This is a genomic window from Pseudomonas sp. AMR01 (assembly GCF_041946035.1).
Classification (GTDB): Bacteria; Pseudomonadota; Gammaproteobacteria; order Pseudomonadales; family Pseudomonadaceae; genus Aquipseudomonas; species Aquipseudomonas antarctica_B.
Window position 1 is genome coordinate 177,354 of sequence record NZ_JAUTYR010000003.1, and the last position, 18,397, is coordinate 195,750.

General features: G+C 60.8%; 20 protein-coding genes. 11 read left to right on the top strand and 9 right to left on the bottom strand.

Features of this window, described 5'->3' with window-relative positions:
- Positions 1-104: 104 nt before the first annotated feature.
- The gene (locus Q7C20_RS04295) at positions 105-1,868 is read right to left on the bottom strand and encodes a cation:proton antiporter (RefSeq protein WP_375065702.1); all 1,764 of its coding nucleotides are present in this window, start codon (positions 1,866-1,868) and stop codon (positions 105-107) included.
- 290 nt (positions 1,869-2,158) lie between these two features.
- Between Q7C20_RS04295 and Q7C20_RS04300 the strand changes: the two genes are divergently transcribed.
- A complete protein-coding gene (locus tag Q7C20_RS04300; protein ID WP_003213461.1) occupies positions 2,159-2,644 on the top strand; it encodes an acyl-CoA thioesterase in 486 nt (161 codons plus the stop codon).
- Between the two features lie 167 nt (positions 2,645-2,811).
- Here Q7C20_RS04300 and pdxY read toward each other — a convergent pair whose 3' ends face one another.
- A complete protein-coding gene (gene pdxY, locus Q7C20_RS04305) occupies positions 2,812-3,684 on the bottom strand; it encodes a pyridoxal kinase PdxY (protein ID WP_375065704.1) in 873 nt (290 codons plus the stop codon).
- Positions 3,685-3,801: 117 nt separating this feature from the next.
- Between pdxY and Q7C20_RS04310 the strand changes: the two genes are divergently transcribed.
- Positions 3,802-4,197, top strand: coding sequence for a DUF3301 domain-containing protein (locus tag Q7C20_RS04310; RefSeq protein WP_348055687.1), 396 nt, complete (start codon positions 3,802-3,804; stop codon positions 4,195-4,197).
- Here Q7C20_RS04310 and Q7C20_RS04315 read toward each other — a convergent pair.
- Genes Q7C20_RS04315 through dksA form a run of 4 tightly spaced genes read right to left on the bottom strand, consistent with a single transcriptional unit; the run spans position 4,191 to position 7,482 of the window.
- A complete protein-coding gene (locus tag Q7C20_RS04315; protein ID WP_348055689.1) occupies positions 4,191-5,153 on the bottom strand; it encodes a CobW family GTP-binding protein in 963 nt (320 codons plus the stop codon). The genes Q7C20_RS04310 and Q7C20_RS04315 overlap by 7 nt on opposite strands.
- 44 nt (positions 5,154-5,197) lie before the next feature.
- A complete protein-coding gene (locus tag Q7C20_RS04320; RefSeq protein ID WP_375065707.1) occupies positions 5,198-5,842 on the bottom strand; it encodes a DUF1826 domain-containing protein in 645 nt (214 codons plus the stop codon).
- Positions 5,842-7,050, bottom strand: coding sequence for a zinc metallochaperone GTPase ZigA (zigA, locus tag Q7C20_RS04325; RefSeq protein ID WP_375065709.1), 1,209 nt, complete (start codon positions 7,048-7,050; stop codon positions 5,842-5,844). Before zigA ends, Q7C20_RS04320 begins: the two co-directional genes overlap by 1 nt.
- 27 nt (positions 7,051-7,077) lie before the next feature.
- The gene (dksA, locus tag Q7C20_RS04330; protein WP_348055695.1) at positions 7,078-7,482 is read right to left on the bottom strand and encodes an RNA polymerase-binding protein DksA; all 405 of its coding nucleotides are present in this window, start codon (positions 7,480-7,482) and stop codon (positions 7,078-7,080) included.
- A gap of 126 nt (positions 7,483-7,608) precedes the next feature.
- Between dksA and Q7C20_RS04335 the strand changes: the two genes are divergently transcribed.
- A complete protein-coding gene (locus tag Q7C20_RS04335) occupies positions 7,609-7,977 on the top strand; it encodes a glutamine synthetase (protein ID WP_375065711.1) in 369 nt (122 codons plus the stop codon).
- Here the strand turns inward: Q7C20_RS04335 and Q7C20_RS04340 are convergent.
- On the bottom strand, positions 7,974-9,185 hold the full coding sequence (locus tag Q7C20_RS04340; protein ID WP_348055699.1) for an N-acetylmuramoyl-L-alanine amidase: 1,212 nt from the start codon (positions 9,183-9,185) through the stop codon (positions 7,974-7,976). The genes Q7C20_RS04335 and Q7C20_RS04340 overlap by 4 nt on opposite strands.
- Before the next feature lie 128 nt (positions 9,186-9,313).
- On the opposite strand from Q7C20_RS04340, the gene folE2 reads away from it, so the two are divergent.
- Genes folE2 through Q7C20_RS04375 form a run of 7 tightly spaced genes read left to right on the top strand, consistent with a single transcriptional unit; the run spans position 9,314 to position 14,939 of the window.
- Positions 9,314-10,210 (top strand): GTP cyclohydrolase FolE2, encoded by an 897-nt coding sequence (folE2, locus tag Q7C20_RS04345; protein ID WP_375065714.1) that lies wholly within the window; start codon positions 9,314-9,316, stop codon positions 10,208-10,210.
- Positions 10,207-10,875, top strand: coding sequence for a metal ABC transporter ATP-binding protein (locus Q7C20_RS04350; protein ID WP_375065716.1), 669 nt, complete (start codon positions 10,207-10,209; stop codon positions 10,873-10,875). Before folE2 ends, Q7C20_RS04350 begins: the two co-directional genes overlap by 4 nt.
- Entirely contained in the window at positions 10,875-11,741 is an 867-nt protein-coding gene (locus Q7C20_RS04355) for a metal ABC transporter permease (protein ID WP_375065718.1), read from the top strand. The genes Q7C20_RS04350 and Q7C20_RS04355 overlap by 1 nt, the downstream gene beginning before the upstream one ends.
- Positions 11,742-11,752: 11 nt before the next feature.
- Positions 11,753-12,631: a metal ABC transporter substrate-binding protein gene (locus tag Q7C20_RS04360; protein ID WP_375065720.1), complete on the top strand. Its 879-nt coding sequence runs from the start codon at positions 11,753-11,755 to the stop codon at positions 12,629-12,631.
- Positions 12,628-13,041, top strand: a complete 414-nt coding sequence (hisI, locus tag Q7C20_RS04365; protein ID WP_375065722.1) for a phosphoribosyl-AMP cyclohydrolase — start codon at positions 12,628-12,630, stop codon at positions 13,039-13,041. Before Q7C20_RS04360 ends, hisI begins: the two co-directional genes overlap by 4 nt.
- Positions 13,038-13,598, top strand: coding sequence for a DapH/DapD/GlmU-related protein (locus Q7C20_RS04370; RefSeq protein ID WP_375065724.1), 561 nt, complete (start codon positions 13,038-13,040; stop codon positions 13,596-13,598). The genes hisI and Q7C20_RS04370 overlap by 4 nt, the downstream gene beginning before the upstream one ends.
- A gap of 3 nt (positions 13,599-13,601) precedes the next feature.
- Entirely contained in the window at positions 13,602-14,939 is a 1,338-nt protein-coding gene (locus Q7C20_RS04375) for a dihydroorotase (protein WP_375065726.1), read from the top strand.
- Here Q7C20_RS04375 and Q7C20_RS04380 read toward each other — a convergent pair.
- Complete coding sequence (locus Q7C20_RS04380; protein WP_375065728.1) at positions 14,936-15,457, bottom strand: DUF3617 domain-containing protein; 522 nt, start codon at positions 15,455-15,457, stop codon at positions 14,936-14,938. The two genes, Q7C20_RS04375 and Q7C20_RS04380, sit on opposite strands and share 4 nt — an antisense overlap.
- 130 nt (positions 15,458-15,587) lie before the next feature.
- On the opposite strand from Q7C20_RS04380, the gene cls reads away from it, so the two are divergent.
- A complete protein-coding gene (cls, locus tag Q7C20_RS04385; RefSeq protein WP_375065730.1) occupies positions 15,588-17,027 on the top strand; it encodes a cardiolipin synthase in 1,440 nt (479 codons plus the stop codon).
- Positions 17,028-17,161: 134 nt separating this feature from the next.
- Here the strand turns inward: cls and cfaB are convergent, their stop codons facing one another.
- On the bottom strand, positions 17,162-18,343 hold the full coding sequence (gene cfaB / locus Q7C20_RS04390) for a C17 cyclopropane fatty acid synthase CfaB (RefSeq protein ID WP_348055719.1): 1,182 nt from the start codon (positions 18,341-18,343) through the stop codon (positions 17,162-17,164).
- Positions 18,344-18,397 lie beyond the last annotated feature (54 nt).

The following is an 18,397-nucleotide window of genomic DNA, read 5'->3' on the forward strand; positions in this document are numbered from 1 at the left end:
TTGGGGCTGCTGCGCAGCCCAACGCGAGCAAGCTCGCTCGCCACAACAAGCTAGCTCACAACAACAAGCTCGCTCGCCACAGTGAGCGCGCCAGCTCGCAATAGTTAGTGTTCTGGCGTGTCTTTATGGTTATCCAGGGTCTCCAGCAAGGCGACCTGCATCCGCGTATGCACGCGGATGAACCAGCGCCAGAGCACGGCCGCCACCGCCGCCGTGACCACGGCGATCAGCACCAGCAACTTGTTGGTCGGCAGAATACTGGCCGACAAGGCTGCCAATAGCAGGAAGATCACCAGCAGCGAAAGGATCGGGATCAACTCCGCAATCACCCGACGCACGCGCTGGGTATGCCGCCCGGCCATCTCCGGCTTCACGCTCATCTCCGCCAGCAGCATCGACAGCGCCTTGAGCTTGCGGTACGCCGCAATCAGAAACGGCAACGACAACAGCAACGCCCCGCCCCAGATCAACGCCTTCTGCCAGCTCGGATCACTGATCCAGCCCTCCAGATACCCGCCGATGCGCGCCGCGAAAAAACTGCCGGTGAAGAAGATCGCTATCACCAGCGCCAGATTCACCCCGACTTGCAGGATGATCTTGCGGATCATCGACGCCAGCATCGCGCCCTCGCCTTGTGGCTGAATGCTGCGCAGCCATTCACCATACATCCCGAACACGCGACTCATACGCTGGGGCATCACGGCGGCGATTTTCAGCGACAGCGGGTCGGCACTGCGAATCAAGTAAGGCGTGAGCAATGTGGTGATCACTGAGACCGCCACGGCCACCGGATACAGAAAGTCGCTGGTAACCTGCAAGGTCATCCCAAGCGCCGCAATGATGAAGGAAAACTCGCCAATCTGTGACAGCCCCATGCCCACGCGCAGTGAGGTTCGGCCGTCGTTGCCGGCGATAAACGCGCCCAGGCCACAGGACAGCATCTTGCCCAGCACCACGGCCACGGTGATTACGGCGATGGGCCAGGCGTATTGCAGCAATATCTGTGGATCGATCATCAAGCCAATGGCGACAAAGAAGATCGCACTGAACATGTCGCGAACAGGTTCGATCAGGCGCTCAATCTTAATGAGCTGCCGGGATTCGGCCATGATCGCGCCGATCAGGAATGCGCCCAGCACCATGCTGTATTCCAGCTTGACCACCAGCAGGCAGAAGCCAAAACACAGGCCCAGCACCGTAATCAATAGCATCTCGTTGCTTTCGAACTTGGCCACGTAGGCGAGCAGGCGCGGCACCAGCAAAATGCCGATCACCAGCGCGACGATCATGAACAGCGAGAGCTTGCCGACGGTGGAGAACACCTCGCCGGAGCTGACCGTGCCACTGACGGCGATGCTCGACAGCAAGGCGATGATGCCGATGCCGAGGATGTCTTCCACGATCAGCACGCCGAAAATCAACTGGGCGAAGCGCTGGTTCTTCATCTTCAGGTCATTGAGCGCCTTGACGATGATGGTGGTCGAGGAGATCGCCAGAATCGCGCCGAGGAACAGCGAGTCCATGGTGTTCCAGTCAAACCAGCGCCCGATTTCGTAGCCGATCCAGATCATCAGGATGATTTCGAGGAAGGCTGCGATAAACGCCGTGGCGCCGACCTTGAACAGCTTGCGCAGGCTGAATTCCAGGCCCAGGCAGAACATCAGGAAGATCACCCCCAGTTCAGCGAGGGTCTTGATCGTGTCTTCGTCGTGGATCAGGCCGAACGGCGGGGTGTGCGGGCCGATGATGAACCCGGCGACGATGTAACCCAGCACCACCGGCTGCTTGAAGCGGTGGAACAGGATGGTGACAACCCCTGCCACCAGCATGATCACGGCCAAGTCCTGGATAAAGCTGATGGCGTGCATGGCGAGGGGCTCCTTGAGGGTACTGACGCTTTTCCCACTTCCGCGCGCGCTTCTGAAAAGTCGAAAAGCGCGGAAGGAAAAGTCGGCCTGAATCGTAAGAAATGCCCTGACACGGGCTTTTGAAGGTTAACACCGCGACTTCCGGCAGAAAGCCGGTGCAATATATGGAAACAGATCGGCGCACGCGTGACGGCAAGCCGCCCACCGGCGTCCCGTTAGGGATGGCGCAGCAAAGATTCCAGCACCCGCAGAGGTGCTCCCCAACCGATGCCTACAACCGTGAGTGTGCTATGGAACCCGGAAACGCCCAGCTGTCGATGACGGTATTGATGACCCCTGACATGGCCAACTTCTCAGGCAATGTCCACGGCGGCACATTGCTCAAGTACCTCGACGAAGTGGCCTACGCTTGCGCGAGCCGTTATGCCGGCCGCTATGTGGTCACGCTGTCGGTGGACCAAGTGATTTTTCGCGAGCCGATCCATGTCGGCGAGCTGGTGACCTTCCTTGCGTCGGTCAACTACACCGGCAATACGTCGATGGAAGTGGGCATCAAGGTGGTGACCGAGAACATCCGCGAGCGCTCGGTGCGCCATACCAACAGTTGTTTCTTCACCATGGTGGCAGTGGACGACCAGCGCAAACCCGCCGCCGTACCGCCGCTGCAACCGCAGAACAGCGAAGACAAGCGCCGGTTCGTGCAGGCCCAGCAACGCCGGCAGATTCGCCAGGAGCTGGAGAAGCGCTATCAGGAAATCAAGGCCGACGGGCCGTAAGCCCCGGTCTGTAAACCAGATCAGAATGTGGGAGCGGGCTTATTGTGGCGAGGGAGCTTGCTCCCGCTGGAGTGCGAAGCGCTCCCAAGATTTTTGGGGCCGCTACGCAGCCCAGCGGGAGCAAGCTCCCTCGCCACAACAAGCCCCCCACATTGGTTTTTGTGGGGTTACAAACTAATCGGTGTGGCCTCAAAGCGTACGCGCGGATGGGCGATTCGGTCCTGAGCCCGTACCAGTTCCAGCTCGTAACTGGCACACGCCTGCGTTTCCAGCAGCACTTCATGCACAGCCGCAGCGGTGAATTCGAACGCCGCCTGCAGGCTGTCCCCCAACAGCACACGCGCCAGAAACAGCCCCGAGGTCAGATCGCCCACGCCCACCGGCTGACGCGGAAACGCCAGCAACGGTCGGCGCAGGTGCCAGCTGCCTTCAGCCGTCACCAACAACATCTCGAAACCCTCCGGCAACTTGCCCGGGTAATCCAGGTGCTTGACCAACACCGCCTTCGGCCCGCGCGCCAGCAATGCTTTTGCCATGCCCAGGCAGTCAAACAGCGATTGCGGCTTGCGCCCGGCAAAGCTGTCCAGCTCCAGCTGGTTCGGGCACAAAAAGTCGGCCATGGCCACGGCTTCATCCAGCAGGAAATCGCTGACGTCCTGCGGCACGATGCAGCCTTTTTCCGGATGGCCCATCACCGGGTCGCACAAATATAACGCCTTGGGGTTGATGGCCTTGATGCGCGCCACGCCTGTCAGGATCGCGCGGCCCTGGGCGGCACTGCCGAGGTAGCCAGACAGCACCGCATCACAGTTGCCCAGTTCGCCAATCGCCGCAATGCCTTCCACCAGCGCCGGAATTTGCTGCGGCGCCAACACTTCGCCCGCCCACTGTCCATACTGAGTGTGGTTGGAGAACTGCACCGTGTTGAGCGGCCAGACATTCACCCCGACCCGCTGCATGGGGAACACGGCGGCGCTGTTTCCGGCGTGGCCAAAGACCACATGAGACTGGATCGCAAGCAGATGAGGTGTGCGTTTCATGCGGGAGATTTCCGTAAAACCATTGAAATTCAGGCCGCGCAGTATGCGACTAAACGCAGCCTGTACGACAGACCGGCGACACAGTTAAGCTGCTCTCACTTTGTTGGAGTTCATCGCATGCTCACCCTGGGAAACATCTTCGTATTGATGCTGCTGGCGACCGGCGCCGCCTGGGTGTGGCACAACCACGGCCTGCGCGAACGGGCGCTGGAGCGCGTCAAACAGCACTGCGCCAAGCTCGATATCGAGCTGCTCGACGGTGCAGTGGCGCTCAAACGCATCGGTTTTGTGAAGGACGCCAATGGTCGGCGCCGCCTGGCGCGCATCTACAACTTCGAGTTCACCGTGACAGGGGAAACCCGTCATTCCGGGACCATCACCCAGTTCGGCGCTCACAGCGCACAGATCGAACTGGCGCCCTACCCGTTCGAAATCAAAACGCCGCTGCCGACCGCCGAGGTGATCGAGCTAAGCCAATGGCGCCAGGACCACGCCAGCAAAAACCGTCACTGACGGCAGGCTGCAAGCGCAGCCTGTAGCGCAGCCGCGTCCTGTGGCGCGCTGAAGATCAATTCAATACGTGAATCGCGGCGCCATTCGCTGGGTTGCCAGGCGAGCGGGCTGTTATCCACAGCGTTGGCGGACACCCAACCGTCGGGGCTGTGGATAACCAGTTTGGCGCGGCGCCAATCAAGGTTTGCCAGCCAGTCACGCAGGCGCTGAGGGTCAAATTGCTGGCTCGAATGCCACCGCCAGCCGATGCTCCAACCACCTTCCTGGCCCTGGCTCAAGCAAATCGGCACGGCCGGATCGCTCCAGATGGCCGGCATTTGCGCCAAGCCCTTGGGCACGTCGAAGTTATCCACAGCCGCAGCGGCTTTTGCATTCAGGCCGGGCAACTGCGCCAGCGGCAGGTGCGCCTGACGGGTCCAATAGAGCGGGCGATGGGGCAGTTGTCGTTCGATGGCCTGGCGCTGCGAGGCGTCGAGCGCCTCATCCTTGTTCAATACCAACAGTCCGGCACTGGCCAATGTTTCGCGTTGCGCTTCAGGCAAGGGTTTGCCCGCCGCCAGCGCCTGGGCATCCAGCACCAGCACACACGGCTGAACAGACAACACGTCCTGCCACGGCGCTGCCCGCAGTTGCTTGAGCAATTGCGCCGGGTGGCCCAGGCCCGAGGGTTCGATAAACAAGCGATCCGGCTTGGCCTTACGCAGCAAACGGCCCAGGCCTACCTGGAACGGTGCACCATTCACACAGCATAAACAGCCACCGGCCACCTCGCCCAAGGCAATGCCGTCGTCATCCTGAGTAAGCAGCGCTGCGTCCAGGCCAATCTGCCCGAACTCGTTGATCAATATTGCCCAACGCTCGTCTGCCGGGCGCTGGGCGAGCAGGTGCTTGATCAGGCTGGTTTTGCCGGCGCCCAACGGCCCGGCAATCACGTGGGTGGGAATGTTCTGCAGCATGGAAGGCATCATTCAGACCGTGTAGAGCGTTTGATCCTACGCGGTTATGCGAGCCAATCCAGTGTCAGGATTACCCGTCGCTCATCAGCCTTGAGCGCCGGCGACCGGTGGATCAGGCCGTGGTGCTCGTTACCGTGCCATTTGGTGCCTTTGAGCAAAGCGACTTCGCCGCAGCGGACCTGCTCGATGCGCTCGACAGGCTCCGCGTCCGGCTGGCCGAGTGCGCGGCGATCCATCACGCCTTCGCGCAGCCATTGGCTGCCGATACCGGCGTAAGTGGTGATCAGTCGCACGGGCACATGGTCCACGTGAAACCGCGGGCACATGGCCTTGTCCAGCAGCCGCAAGCGCACACCGATGCGCTTGGCGCCCAACAGGCAGGCAAACGCGCTGACAAGCCAGGAAACATCGGCGATAAAGCCTTCGTAGCCTTCAAGATCGCTGCAGCTGGACGCCAAACCCTGCAAGTTCGGTACGCCGCCCTCATCTTTCAGCTCAATCACCATGGAATCCGCCAACGGTTCATTCAGCGCCACCAGCAAAGCACCGAATTCGGCGATATGCAGGGGTAACTGGCGCTGCCACACCGCCAGGTTGACGCCGTCTTCAAGGATGTCGGACAGCGCCAGCGGGGTGTCACCGCGAGTTTGGCGAATGACAGGGCGCAGGGAAGTCATCGGAGCCAGCATCAGGCAGCTTCCTCCTCAAACCAAGGGCCAAAGGGGTCAGTCAGGAGGCGCCAACCTTCAACGCCCAGGGCCATTTCTTCCTCGTTAAGCAGGCACGCATCCAGCTCGGCGCGCATCTGGGCGAAATCAATGTTTTGCCCGATAAACACCAGCTCCTGACGGCAATCGCCGGTGCTCAATTGCCAGTTGCCCATGATGGCGGCCACGCTTTCTTCGTCCTGCGGCCATTGGCTTTTTGGTACAAAGCGCCACCAGCGCCCGGCAAAGCCATGGCGCATCAAGCCGCCAGCCTGTGACCAGCTGCCAGCGTCCTGATGCTTGCTGGCCAGCCAGAAAAAACCTTTGGAACGCAGCAGTTTGCCGTTCACCCACGGGCGGTCGATAAAGTCGAAAAAACGCTGCGGATGAAACGGGCGGCGGGCACGGTAAGCCGTGGAAGCAATGCCGTACTCTTCGGTTTCCGGCACATGCTCACCGCGCAATTCCTGCAACCAACCCGGCGCTTGAGCGGCGCGCTCGAAGTCGAAGCGACCCGTGTTGAGGATCTTGTTCAACGGCACCTCGCCCATGACCATCGGAATGATTTCGGCCTGCGCGTTGAGGCGTTCGAGGATGGCGATCAACTCTTCACGTTCGTGGCTGCTGATCAGATCGATCTTGCTGATCAAAATCACCTCGGCGAATTCGATCTGCTCGATCAACAAGTCGGTAATCGAGCGTTCATCGTCTTCGCCCAGGGTTTCGCCGCGTGAGGCCAGGCTTTCTGCGGCCTGGTAGTCGAGCAGGAAGTTCATGCCGTCGACCACGGTGACCATGGTGTCCAGCCGCGCAACGTCGGCCAGGCTTTGCTCGTTTTCATCGCGAAAGGTGAAGGTTTCGGCCACGGGCAACGGCTCTGAGATACCGGTGGATTCGATCAACAAGTAATCGAACCGACCTTCCTTGGCGAGCTTTCCGACCTCTTCCAGCAAGTCTTCCCGCAAGGTGCAGCAGATGCAGCCGTTGCTCATCTCCACCAGTTTTTCTTCGGCGCGGTTGAGAGTGACGTCGCGCTGGACCTCGCTGCCGTCGATGTTGATCTCGCTCATGTCGTTGACGATCACTGCCACCCGCAGGTTTTCGCGGTTACGCAGGACATAGTTGAGCAGCGTGCTTTTACCGGCGCCGAGGAAGCCGGACAACACGGTAACGGGGAGACGATTGGTCATCAGGTAATCCTCATCAGGGGTGGCCGGTCAAATCGCCCGTTTATGGCGTTCGCGCAGCTCTTCACGTTCTTTGGCTTCGATACTCAAGGTCGCTGTGGGCCGCAGCAGCAGGCGTTGCAGGCCGATGGGCTCGCCGGTTTCGCGGCACCAGCCGTATTCGCCGCGGGCCAACAACTCCAGGGCGTCATCGATCTTGTCCAAAAGCTTTTTTTCGCGCTCCAGCAGGCGCAGTTGCCACTGGCGCTGCTCTTCGGCGGCGCCCACATCGGCCAGGTCGCTGTTGGTTTCCTGCTCGCGCAACGCCACAAACTCAGCCTCGATGCGGGCTTGCAGCTCATCACGCTGGGTCAGCAGCAACGCGCGGAAGAAGGCTTGCTGGGCGTCGTTCATGTAGTCAGCAGGCGGTTGAGCAAGCAATTCTTGTTCAGTCATGGGAAGCGCGTCACGGGTCGGGCTGACTTTCAATGTTATAGTATAACAATACAAATAATCCAATCCCCCTTGCTCGTCACGACGAAGGGCGCAATGCTTGGCCACTTTCCTGCTCCGAGAAAACTTATGAAATACCTGCTGTGCGCCCTGTTTTTAGCAGCCGCGGGACCAGCCTGCGCGCAGGTACCGAGCCTGCTGGCGAACTGCACGCGCAGTGCCAACCTGCTGGCGTGTGTCGACCCGCTGGGCAATGCCTACAGTGTGGCGACGATGGGAAGCACCACGTATTTGCGCGGTTTTGAGGTGATCGGCAAGCGCTATTGGGCACAGACCAACAGCCGCTACGGGCAGCTGACGTTCTTTACCGGGTTGGCGTCCGATGGTGAGGCGTGGGTCGGCTACACGCGCCGCGTGGGCTGGACCACCCTTAACCGGTTTTCCAGTTCCGGTGGCGCCAGCGCAAAGTTCACGTGCAGCCGTATTACCGGCTGCTAGACCTGGCCGTTCTGCTGTTCCTGAACCCAGGCCATGTAGCTGTTCATCGGCGGGTTCTTCTGGAAGTACTTTTTCAGGCCTTCAAACAGGCCATCAGCTACAGCCTGTTGATGACGCGCCGTGACCAGCCGCTGGGCGTCCTGGGTGTTGGAGATAAACCCGGTTTCCACCAGGATTGACGGCACATCCGGTGATTTGAGCACCGCAAAACCGGCCTGCTCCACACGCTTCTGGTGCAGCGTGGTGATGTTTTGCAGGCTGCCCAATACCGAACTGCCCAGCTGCAAGCTCGAAGCGATAGTGGCGTTCATCGACATGTCGAGAATCACCCCGGCCAGCATCGGGTCCTTGTCCTTCAGATTGAGCAGCGTGGTGGCGCCCAACAAGTCGGCGCCGTTTTCGCGTTGCGCCATGAAGCGCGCGGTGGCAGAGGTGGCGCCGCCTTCCGACAGTGCATACACCGAAGCGCCCGAGGCCGTGAGGCGTGGCGCGGCGTCGGCGTGCACCGAGATAAACATGTCGGCCTTGTGCTGACGCGCGATGTCCACGCGCTTGCGCAGCGGCACGAAGAAGTCGTCGTTGCGCACCAGTTTCACGTCAAAGCCCTTCTCGCGCTTCAAGCGTTTGGCCAACAGTTGGGCGATCGACAGCACCACGTCTTTTTCGCGCTGGCCCTTGGAGCCAATGGCGCCAGGGTCTTTGCCGCCGTGGCCGGGATCGACCACCACAATGATGTCGCGCTTGGGATGGGCTTTGTCCACCGGCGCAATCAGCGGCAACGGTTCAGCGGCGATCTGGCGAGGCGCCTGAGTGGCGCTGGTCAGGTCGAGTACCAAGCGATGGCCCTGGCCATCCTGCGGCGGCAACAGGAAGCTGTTGAGCTGCATCGGCGAGGCCAGGTCCAGCACGATTCGCGTGTCGCCCTGACCGAAATGCCCCGAGCGGATCGACGTAATGCCGCTGTTTTTCAGCGCAAGTTGCGAGAAGTCACCGCTGAGCCCGGAACCGCTCAGGTCAATGATCACGCGTTCCGGCGAAGTCAGGGAAAACGTCTTGTATTGCACCGGGCCGCTGAGGTCGAACACCAGCCGCAGTTTATCGTCCGAGCGCCACAGGCGCGCATTGCGGATCTGTGTGGCGTAGGCCCCCAAAGGCAATGCGAACAGGGGGCTGACCAGCAGCAGGTTAAGGAGCTGACGTCTGTGCATGACAAATACCGCAAATAAAGGAGCGTCCCTGCTCGACATGACTGAAGAAAGACTGGAATAGAAAAATCATCGTCGACTCAATAGTTATAATATAACATGTCTTTTTATTTCCAACGATGGACCTGCCCATGAATGCGCTGACTCTGCCGGATATCGCCGCGCAGGCTTCACGCCAAGCCTTGCCACTCGATTGGGTTGGCATGTGCGGCATCGCTTTGCCGATCCTCATCGATGGCCAGCGCCTGACCGCCACCGCCGATGCAGGTGTAAGCCTGGACGACGGTGAAGCCCGTGGCATTCATATGTCACGCCTCTACCTGGCGCTGGAATTGCTCGACCAACAGCCGCTAACGCCTGCGCTTCTGCGTACTCTACTTGAGCGGTTTCTGGAGAGTCATGAAGGTTTATCTAAGAACGCCTACCTGCGTATTCACACAGACTTGCTGCTCAAACGCGCAGCTTTGGTCAGCCCGCTAGCCGGCTGGAAAGGCTACCCGGTGAGCATCGAGGCGCGTCTTGAAAACCAGATGTTCCACGTGGAACTAAAAATTGACGTTACCTATTCCTCAACCTGCCCGTGCTCCGCTGCCCTCGCCAGGCAGTTGATTCAGCAGCAATTTCTCGCCGATTTCGCCAACACGCCGTTGCAGCATGAAGACGTGTTGACCTGGCTCGGCAGCGCCGACGGCATTGTCGCCACGCCTCACAGCCAGCGCAGCAGCGCGCAGTTATCAATCCAACTGGATGAAACGCTGCCCGATCTGCCGCTCAGCGCCCTGATCGACGATGTAGAAACCGCCCTCGGCACCGCCGTGCAAACCGCTGTAAAACGCGCGGACGAACAAGCCTTCGCCCTGGCCAACGGGCAGAACCTGATGTTCTGCGAAGACGCCGCGCGCCGCCTGAACCTCGCCTTGAAACGCTCGGATGCCGTCAAAGCCTTCCACCTGAAAGTGATCCACGCCGAAAGCCTGCACGCGCACGATGCCGTGGCTGAAAGCCGCTGGACGAGAAACCCTGCATGATCACCTGTAACGCTTTGCGCTGGGGCGCCCCCGGCCAACCGCTGACGCCTGCCCTGGACCTCACACTGGAAAAAGGCAGCCTCACCGGCATCATCGGCGCCAACGGCACTGGCAAAAGCAGCCTGCTCAAAGTCATCGCCGGCCTGCAAAAGCCGCTGGCGGGCAAGGTCACGGTGGATGTTCCACGCCGTGGCGGTCTGTCGTTTCTGCCCCAGCAGCAACACCTGGACCGCCAGTTTCCGATCAGCCTGCAAGAATTGGTCGCCGCCGGTTTCTGGGGCACCCAGCTCAACACGGAACAACGCAGCCATCGCCTGCAAGCCGTGCTGGAAGACTGGTGCCTCACCGGCCTTGAACATCGCCCGCTGATGGCGTTGTCCGGCGGCGAACTGCAACGCGCCCTGCTCGCCCGTATGAGCCTGGCCGAAGCGCCGGTGTTGCTGCTCGACGAACCCCATGCGGCCCTCGACGAAGAAGGCCAGGCCTTGTGCTGGAAACACGTGCACGCCTGGCACGATGAAGGCCGCACGGTGGTCATCGTGTGTCACGACCTCGCCTCCGTGCGCCATCACACCCAGAACGTGGTGCAGATCAAAAGCACCGGCTGCGTGTTCGGCACCAGTAAAGAACTGATACGCCCGCAACCGCACATGCAGGTGGCCTGATGCACTTTGCTGCCCACCTGTGGATGCCGTTCCAGGATTTTGTCTTCATGCGCCGCGCCCTCATCGGCGGGCTCGTACTCGCGTGCAGCACTGCGCCATTGGGCGTTTTCTTGATCCTGCGACGCATGAGCCTGATCGGTGACGCCGTGGCCCACGGCATCTTGCCCGGCGCTGCGCTGGGCTTCTGGTTTGCCGGCATCAGCCTGCCTGCCTTGACCATTGGCGGCCTTGGCGCCGGCCTGAGCATGGCGGGTTTATCTGCATGGATCACGCGCCGCACCGGCCTGCGTGAAGACGCCAGCCTAGCGGCCATCTACCCGATCTCCCTCGCCGCCGGCGTGCTGATCCTCGGCATCGCCGGCAAACGCCTGGACCTTCTGCACCTGCTGTTCGGCTCTGCGCTGGCGGTGGATGAAACCACCCTCACCGGCATGCTGTGGGTCTCCAGTTTCAGCCTGATCGCCATGGCGGTGATCTACAAGCCGCTATTGCTGGACACCCTCGACCCGCTGTTCCTGCAAACCGTCAGCCGCCTCGGCCCACTCGCCCACGGTTTGTTTTTAACCTTGGTGGTGCTGAATCTGGTGATCGGTTTCCAGGCCATCGGCGCCTTGATGGTCGTGGGCTTGATGATGTTGCCGGCCATTGCTTCACGTTTCTGGAGCCGGCGCCTGCCGGTGTTGATCGCGGTATCGGCGGTGCTGGGATGCCTGTCGGTGTGGTTCGGTTTGTTGCTGTCGTTTTATTACTCATTGCCCAGCGGCCCGGCCATCGTGCTGGTGGCTGGCGCTGGGTATTTGCTGTCCGTGGTTTTCGGTCCGGTGCACGGTTTGCTGCGCCGGCCGCCCTCTCTTACATCCCAATGAGGTGTTTCCCGATGCGCGCTTTACTCGTGCTGTTCAGTATCCTGCTGCCCCTGTCGATGGCCCAGGCCGCCGACAAACTCCAGGTGGTCACCAGCTTCAGTATTCTCGATGACATGACCCACCAGATTGGTGGCGACCACATCCAGATCAGCAACATGGTCGGCCCCGACTCCGACGCCCACACCTATGAGCCGACGCCGGACGACGCCAAAGCGTTGCTCAAGGCCAAGGTCATCATCAAGAACGGCCTCGGCTTCGAGCCATGGCTGGACCGTCTGGTGACCAGCACCGAGACCAAAGCCACGGTGGTCACCGCCAGTAAAGGCGTGATCTCCCACACCATGGAAGAGGACGGCGAGACCATCCCCGACCCGCACGCCTGGCACAACCTGGCCAATGCCGAAATCTACGTAAACAACATCACCAAGGCACTGGTGGCCGCCGACCCGGCCAACAAGGCGGACTACGAGCGCAACAGCCAAACCTACCTGAAAGAAATCTACCGTTTGCTGGCCGAAGCCAAGGCCAAGTTTGGCGCACTGCCACCGGGCAACCGCCGCATCGTTACCTCCCATGACGCGTTCGGCTACCTGGGCCAGGCCTATGGCATTCAGTTCCTCGCGCCACAAGGCCTGTCCACCGAACGTGAGCCGTCTGCTGCCGAAGTCGCCGCGCTGATCACCCAGATCCGCAAAGACAAGGTCAAGGCCGTGTTCATGGAAAACATCAAGGACTCGCGCCTGCTCAAGCAGATCGCTGACGAAAGCGGCGCGCAGATCGGCGGCACCTTGTACTCCGACGCTCTCGCAGCCGAAGGCCCCGCCAGCACCTTTACCGGTCTGTTCGAATACAACCTCAACACCCTGTGCGCCGCCCTGAGCAAGCCATGACCTTGAGCATGCTCGATCTGGAAAAGGCTGCCCTCGGCAGCCGCTTTCCACTCGACAGCGTGCTCGACGCCCTGCCGTGGAACAGCGATGGCTTGATTGCCGCCATCGCCCAGCAACACCGCAGCGGCGAGGTGTTGATGCTGGCCTGGATGAACCGCCAGGCCCTCATCGAAACCCTGGCCACCGGGCAAGTCTGCTACTGGTCACGCTCGCGCCAGCAACTGTGGCGCAAAGGCGAAAGCTCCGGCCACTGGCAACAGTTGGTCGAAGCACGCCTGGATTGCGACGGCGACGCAGTGCTGCTGATCGTCAACCAACGTGGCCCGGCCTGCCACACCGGCCGAGTCACTTGCTTCTACAACGCCATCGACGGCAACCACGTCCACATCATCACGGAGCCCACACCATGATTCGCAAGAACCCTTCCGGCGACCTGCCGGTGATTGCCGAGTCGGCCTACGTCGACAAGACGGCAATCATCTGCGGCAAGGTCATCATCGGCGAGAACGTATTCGTTGGTCCCTACGCGGTCATCCGCGCCGACGAAGTCAACGCCAGCGGCGCCATGGACCCGATCACCATCGGCGCCAACTCGAACATCCAGGACGGCGTGGTCATCCACTCCAAATCCGGCGCAGCGGTCACCATCGGCGAATTTACCTCGATTGCGCATCGCTCCATCGTCCACGGCCCCTGCACCGTCGGCGACCGCGTGTTTATCGGTTTCAACAGCGTGTTGTTCAACTGCGCCGTGGGCGACGGCTGCGTGGTGCGCCACAACTCGGTGGTCGACGGCCGCGACCTGCCCGACGCGTTCTACGTGCCTTCCACCACCCGCATCGGGCCGAACACTGACCTGTCGCAATTCCCGCCGGTCAGCATCAGCGCCTCGGAGTTTTCCGAGGACGTGGCGCGCACCAACGTCGATTTGGTGCGTGGCTATAAAGCCCTGCAAAACGAGTTCTGAACCATGAGCCGTGTGCTGATTCGCAACGCCCGCCTGGTCAATGAAGGCCAGGAATTCGACGCCGATGTGCTGGTCGCCAATGGCCGTATCGAGAAGATCGCCGCCAGCCTGGAAGGCTACAACGAGCCGGTGGAAATCGACGCTGCAGGTCAGTGGTTGCTGCCGGGCATGATCGACGACCAGGTGCACTTTCGCGAACCCGGCGCGCCGGACAAAGGCAGCTTCTACAGCGAATCCCGCGCGGCGGTCGCGGGTGGCATCACCAGCTTCATGGACATGCCCAACACCAACCCCGCCACGTTGAACCTGGAAGCCCTGGCCGATAAAAAACGCCGCGCTGCGCTGCACTCGGTGGCCAACTACGGCTTTCACTTTGGCGTGAGCAACGACAACCTCGACACCGTCGCCGCCCTCGACCCGCGGGAAGTCGCCGGGGTCAAAGTGTTCATGGGTGCCTCCACCGGCAATATGCTGGTGGACGACCCGCGAATTCTGGAGCGATTGTTTGCCGAAGTGCCGACCATTTTGCTGGCCCATTGCGAACACACGCCCAGCATCCTGGCCAACGAGCAACGCCTGCGCGAGCGCTTTGGCGAGCACATTCCCGCCGTCGCTCACCCGCTGATCCGCGATGCCGAAGCCTGCTATCGCTCATCCTCGCTTGCGGTGGAATTGGCCAAGCGTCACGGCACGCGCCTGCACGTGCTGCACCTCACCAGCGCCCGCGAGTTGGCGCTGTTCGAAGACAAACCTCTGGCGGAAAAACGCATCACCGCCGAGGTCTGCCTGCATCACTTGCTGTTTGATGACCGTGACTATCACCGACTCGGCCACCAGATCAAATGCAACCCGGCGATCAAGACCCGCGCCGACCGCGACGCGCTGCGCCTGGCCTTGCTGAGTGATCGCCTGGATGTGATTGGCAGTGACCATGCGCCGCATACCTGGGCGCAAAAACAGTTGGGCTATCGCGAAGCGCCGTCCGGGCTGCCGCTGGTGCAGCACGCACTGCCGGCGCTACTGGAATTGGTGGCTGACGGGCACCTGCCGCTGACTACGCTGGTGGAGAAAACCAGTCACCGCGTGGCTGATCTGTTCGCCATTCCTGATCGTGGTTACTTACGCGAGGGCTACTGGGCCGACCTGGTGCTGATCCAGCCCGAGCCCGAAGGCAAACCGGTGAGCAGCCAGCCGATTTTGGCACGCTGCGGCTGGACACCGTTCGCCGAGCGCAGCTTGCGTCACAGCGTCAGCACCACGCTGGTGTCAGGCCACCTGGCGTGGCACGACGGCCAGGTGGTCGACAGCTGCCAGGGTTTGCCGCTGCACTTTGTGCGTTAAGCGCGAGGTTTGACCGTACCGCAATCGTTGCCCAGCCACTGGGCGTGGCTGTCGAGGCTGCCTTTCTGCTGAATGCCGGTGACATTGAAAGTGCCGTTAACCGTGGTGGTGAATTCCTGCTGGCTCTTGAAGGTGGCCACGCCGGTGCCTTGGGCTTTCGGGCAGCTGAAGCGGAATTTCCACTGGTTGCCGTTCTTCTCGGTCACTTCCTGTTTGCAGCCCGACTGCGGGTCCGTCAGGGGGATCGAATCGGAGGCGACCTGCGCTGGCGTCAGGCACACCTGCACGCCTTTGCCGGCCATGGTGATGCCCTGTTTTTCCAGCATCGCGCGCTGCTCAGGGGTCATCTGTTGTTTCAGTTGGCCGAGGATCAGCGAAAGGTCCGGCAGGTCCTGGTTATCGACTTTCATATTGCTGGTGGTCAATTCCCACAAACCCGGCGCCAGCATCTGTGCCTGAGCCGCCACGGGCAGCGACAAACCAACAACCATGGCCAAACTTAGCAGACGAGCATTCATCGGGTAACTCCTGGGTAATTGTGGGCGTTAGACGCCGCAAAGCCGCCAGTGTTGCACGGCAAATAAAATAGCGACAATCGCCGTCAGACATGGTCTGTTAGGCACTGGACTGTCTGGAGAGATGTCGTTCATGGATTTTTTTGGCCCGCACCTGCTCGCCTACTTCATTGCCTCGCTGCATTTTCTCGGGACCCTCGCCGCCATCCATGCGGTGCTGACCGTCAGGACCGCCCAAGGCTCGATCGCCTGGGCGTTGTCGTTGATGTTCATGCCTTACCTCACGCTGATTCCCTACCTGATTTTTGGCCGCAGTACCTTCGACGCGTACATCCAGGCGCGGCGCCAGGCCAACCAGGAAATGCACAAGGCGATCACCGAGCTGAACTGGCGCCCGTGGGTCGAAGAAGCCCTGGCCGCGCGCAATTCCAGCGCCTACGCGTCGCTGCGCGCGATGCCCAAGCTGGGGCGCATGCCGTGCCTGGCCAACAACGAAGTGCGCTTGTTGATCAATGGCGACGCCACCTTTGGCGCGATCTTCGAGGCCATTCGCAACGCCAAAACGGCGGTGCTGTTTCAGTTCTTCATCATTCATGACGACGAGCTTGGCAGGCAGTTACATACCTTGCTGAAGGAAAAAGCAGCCGAAGGCGTCGACATTCATGTGCTCTACGACCGCATCGGCAGCCACGCCCTGCCCCACCGTTATGTGCAATCGCTGCGCGACGCCGGGGTCAAAGTCAAAGCCTTCGCCACTCGCAGCGGCTGGCTCAATCGCTTCCAGGTCAACTTTCGCAACCACCGCAAAATTGTGGTGGTGGACGGCATTACCGGGTTTGTCGGCGGGCATAACGTCGGCGACGAATACCTTGGCAAAAAGCCGCCTTTGGCGCCATGGCGCGACACCCATGTGCAAGTCACCGGCCCGGTGGTGGCGTGCCTGCAAGAGTCGTTTGCCGAAGACTGGTTCTGGGCCGCGCGCGAATTGCCGCCGCTGATTCTGCCGGACACCTACCCCGAAGACGGCGTGCTCTGCCAGTTGCTCGCCAGCGGCCCGGCCGACCCGTATGAAACCTGCTCGCTGTTTTTTGTAGAGGCCATCCACGCCGCCACCGAACGGGTGTGGATCACCAGCCCGTATTTCATCCCCGATGAAGCCGTGTTCTCTGCGCTGCGCCTGGCTGTTCTGCGTGGCGTAGACGTGCGCGTGCTGCTGCCGTCGCGTCCTGATCACAAAATTGTCTACGCCGCCTCCAGCCTTTACGCGATCGAAGCCGTACGCGCCGGGGTGCGGGTGTTCCGCTACACACCGGGGTTTCTGCATCAGAAGGTGGTGTTGGTGGACAGTGAAATCAGCGCCATCGGCAGCGCGAACATGGACAACCGTTCGTTCCGGCTGAATTTCGAGGTGATGTTGCTGACGGTGGACGAGGCGTTTGCCAGCGAAGTTGAGCACATGCTGCTGGCTGACTTTGCCCTGGCCCATGAGGTCAGCAAAGAAGAAAGCCGCGAGACCCGCCGCCTTCAACAGCTGGGCATGCGGGTGGCGCGTTTGATTTCACCCATTCTCTAACAACCAATACAAAACCAATGTGGGAGCTGGCTTGCCTGCGATTGCGGTCTATCAGTCGACTCATCTGGTCCTGATACACCGCCATCGCAGGCAAGCCAGCTCCCACAGTTTTTTGATGTGCAGTGTTTTGAAGATCAGCGGTAGATATCCTCCCGCGTCCACGGCAGTTCATGGCTGCCATCGGCATGGGGCTTCACCGCCAGAATCTGATGCAAGTTGATCCAGCCCCGCGCAAACGCGTAGGCGCAGCCGGCCAGGTACAGCCGCCAGATGCGCAACGCTTGCTCCGGTACCATTTTCGCCGCCGCTTCCAGGTTGTCCTCCAGGCGCTCGCTCCAATGGTCCAGGGTGCGTGCGTAGTGCAGGCGCAGGCTTTCAACGTCGACCACTTCCAGCCCTGCTTCGCTGAGTTCGGCGGTCATCATTGCCAGGTGCGGCAGTTCGCCGTTGGGGAATACGTAACGCTCGATAAACTCACCCGCGCCACGGCCTACCGGGCGACCATCGGTGTGCTTGGCGGTAATCCCGTGGTTCATCACCAGGCCGCCTTCACGCACGGCGCCAAACAGGGTTTTGCTGTACTGCGCCAGGTTGGCGTGGCCGACGTGTTCAAACATGCCCACGCTGACCACTTTGTCGAAACGGCCGTCTTGTGGCAGGTCGCGGTAGTCGAGCAGTTGCAGGTCGACCTGATCGTCCAGGCCCTCGGCTTTCACACGCTCCCGAGCCAGCGCCAACTGCTCCTTGCTCAGGGTAATGCCGAACACTTTCGCGCCGAACTCCCGCGCGGCAAAGCGCGCCAGCCCGCCCCATCCGCAGCCCACATCAAGCAAATACTCCCCCGGCTGCAGGCGCAATTTGCGGCACAAGTGGCGAAATTTGTCTTGTTGGGCTTGGTCGATGGATTCGCTGCCGGTCTCGAAGTAACCGCAGGAATACGCCATGTCCTGGTCCAGCCAGAGCTGGTAAAACTCGTTGGACAGGTCGTAATGGTAGGAAATCGCCGCTGCGTCAGTCGCCTTGTCGTGGATCGAACGCACGGGGTGCGTGTCCTCATCATCAACCAGGGCGGTACTCAATTCATCACACACCCGAATCACTTCGGCAATCGAGCCTTCCAGCTCCAGCCTGCCCTCAATGAAGGCCTCGCCAAGTGAGTTAAGCGTGGGATGGGTCAGTTGACTGACGATCGTGGGGTCCTTCACCACGATGGTCACGCTGGGCTCGGGGCCCAAGTTGAATTCATGGCCGTCCCAGAGTCGAAGACGTAGCGGTAACTTGAGATTCTGTAAGGCCGGTGGAAGTTGCGCGAGCATGACGAGTCCCCCCATGTTTCAGACGTCTGATGTGAGGGTAGTCCATCCGAAGAC

What these genes read in the sequence shown, in the direction of transcription:
- Q7C20_RS04340 (WP_348055699.1), bottom strand. Translation starts at nt 9,185, where the DNA reads ATGCACAGACGTCAGCTCCTTAACCTGCTGCTGGTCAGCCCCCTGTTC.
- pdxY (WP_375065704.1), bottom strand. Translation starts at nt 3,684, where the DNA reads ATGAAACGCACACCTCATCTGCTTGCGATCCAGTCTCATGTGGTCTTT.
- cls (WP_375065730.1), top strand. Translation starts at nt 15,588, where the DNA reads ATGGATTTTTTTGGCCCGCACCTGCTCGCCTACTTCATTGCCTCGCTG.
- zigA (WP_375065709.1), bottom strand. Translation starts at nt 7,050, where the DNA reads ATGACCAATCGTCTCCCCGTTACCGTGTTGTCCGGCTTCCTCGGCGCC.
- hisI (WP_375065722.1), top strand. Translation starts at nt 12,628, where the DNA reads ATGACCTTGAGCATGCTCGATCTGGAAAAGGCTGCCCTCGGCAGCCGC.
- Q7C20_RS04320 (WP_375065707.1), bottom strand. Translation starts at nt 5,842, where the DNA reads ATGCTGGCTCCGATGACTTCCCTGCGCCCTGTCATTCGCCAAACTCGC.
- Q7C20_RS04380 (WP_375065728.1), bottom strand. Translation starts at nt 15,457, where the DNA reads ATGAATGCTCGTCTGCTAAGTTTGGCCATGGTTGTTGGTTTGTCGCTG.
- Q7C20_RS04375 (WP_375065726.1), top strand. Translation starts at nt 13,602, where the DNA reads ATGAGCCGTGTGCTGATTCGCAACGCCCGCCTGGTCAATGAAGGCCAG.
- dksA (WP_348055695.1), bottom strand. Translation starts at nt 7,482, where the DNA reads ATGACTGAACAAGAATTGCTTGCTCAACCGCCTGCTGACTACATGAAC.
- Q7C20_RS04295 (WP_375065702.1), bottom strand. Translation starts at nt 1,868, where the DNA reads ATGCACGCCATCAGCTTTATCCAGGACTTGGCCGTGATCATGCTGGTG.
- Q7C20_RS04310 (WP_348055687.1), top strand. Translation starts at nt 3,802, where the DNA reads ATGCTCACCCTGGGAAACATCTTCGTATTGATGCTGCTGGCGACCGGC.
- Q7C20_RS04350 (WP_375065716.1), top strand. Translation starts at nt 10,207, where the DNA reads ATGATCACCTGTAACGCTTTGCGCTGGGGCGCCCCCGGCCAACCGCTG.
- folE2 (WP_375065714.1), top strand. Translation starts at nt 9,314, where the DNA reads ATGAATGCGCTGACTCTGCCGGATATCGCCGCGCAGGCTTCACGCCAA.
- Q7C20_RS04355 (WP_375065718.1), top strand. Translation starts at nt 10,875, where the DNA reads ATGCACTTTGCTGCCCACCTGTGGATGCCGTTCCAGGATTTTGTCTTC.
- Q7C20_RS04300 (WP_003213461.1), top strand. Translation starts at nt 2,159, where the DNA reads ATGGAACCCGGAAACGCCCAGCTGTCGATGACGGTATTGATGACCCCT.
- Q7C20_RS04360 (WP_375065720.1), top strand. Translation starts at nt 11,753, where the DNA reads ATGCGCGCTTTACTCGTGCTGTTCAGTATCCTGCTGCCCCTGTCGATG.
- Q7C20_RS04370 (WP_375065724.1), top strand. Translation starts at nt 13,038, where the DNA reads ATGATTCGCAAGAACCCTTCCGGCGACCTGCCGGTGATTGCCGAGTCG.
- Q7C20_RS04315 (WP_348055689.1), bottom strand. Translation starts at nt 5,153, where the DNA reads ATGCTGCAGAACATTCCCACCCACGTGATTGCCGGGCCGTTGGGCGCC.
- cfaB (WP_348055719.1), bottom strand. Translation starts at nt 18,343, where the DNA reads ATGCTCGCGCAACTTCCACCGGCCTTACAGAATCTCAAGTTACCGCTA.
- Q7C20_RS04335 (WP_375065711.1), top strand. Translation starts at nt 7,609, where the DNA reads ATGAAATACCTGCTGTGCGCCCTGTTTTTAGCAGCCGCGGGACCAGCC.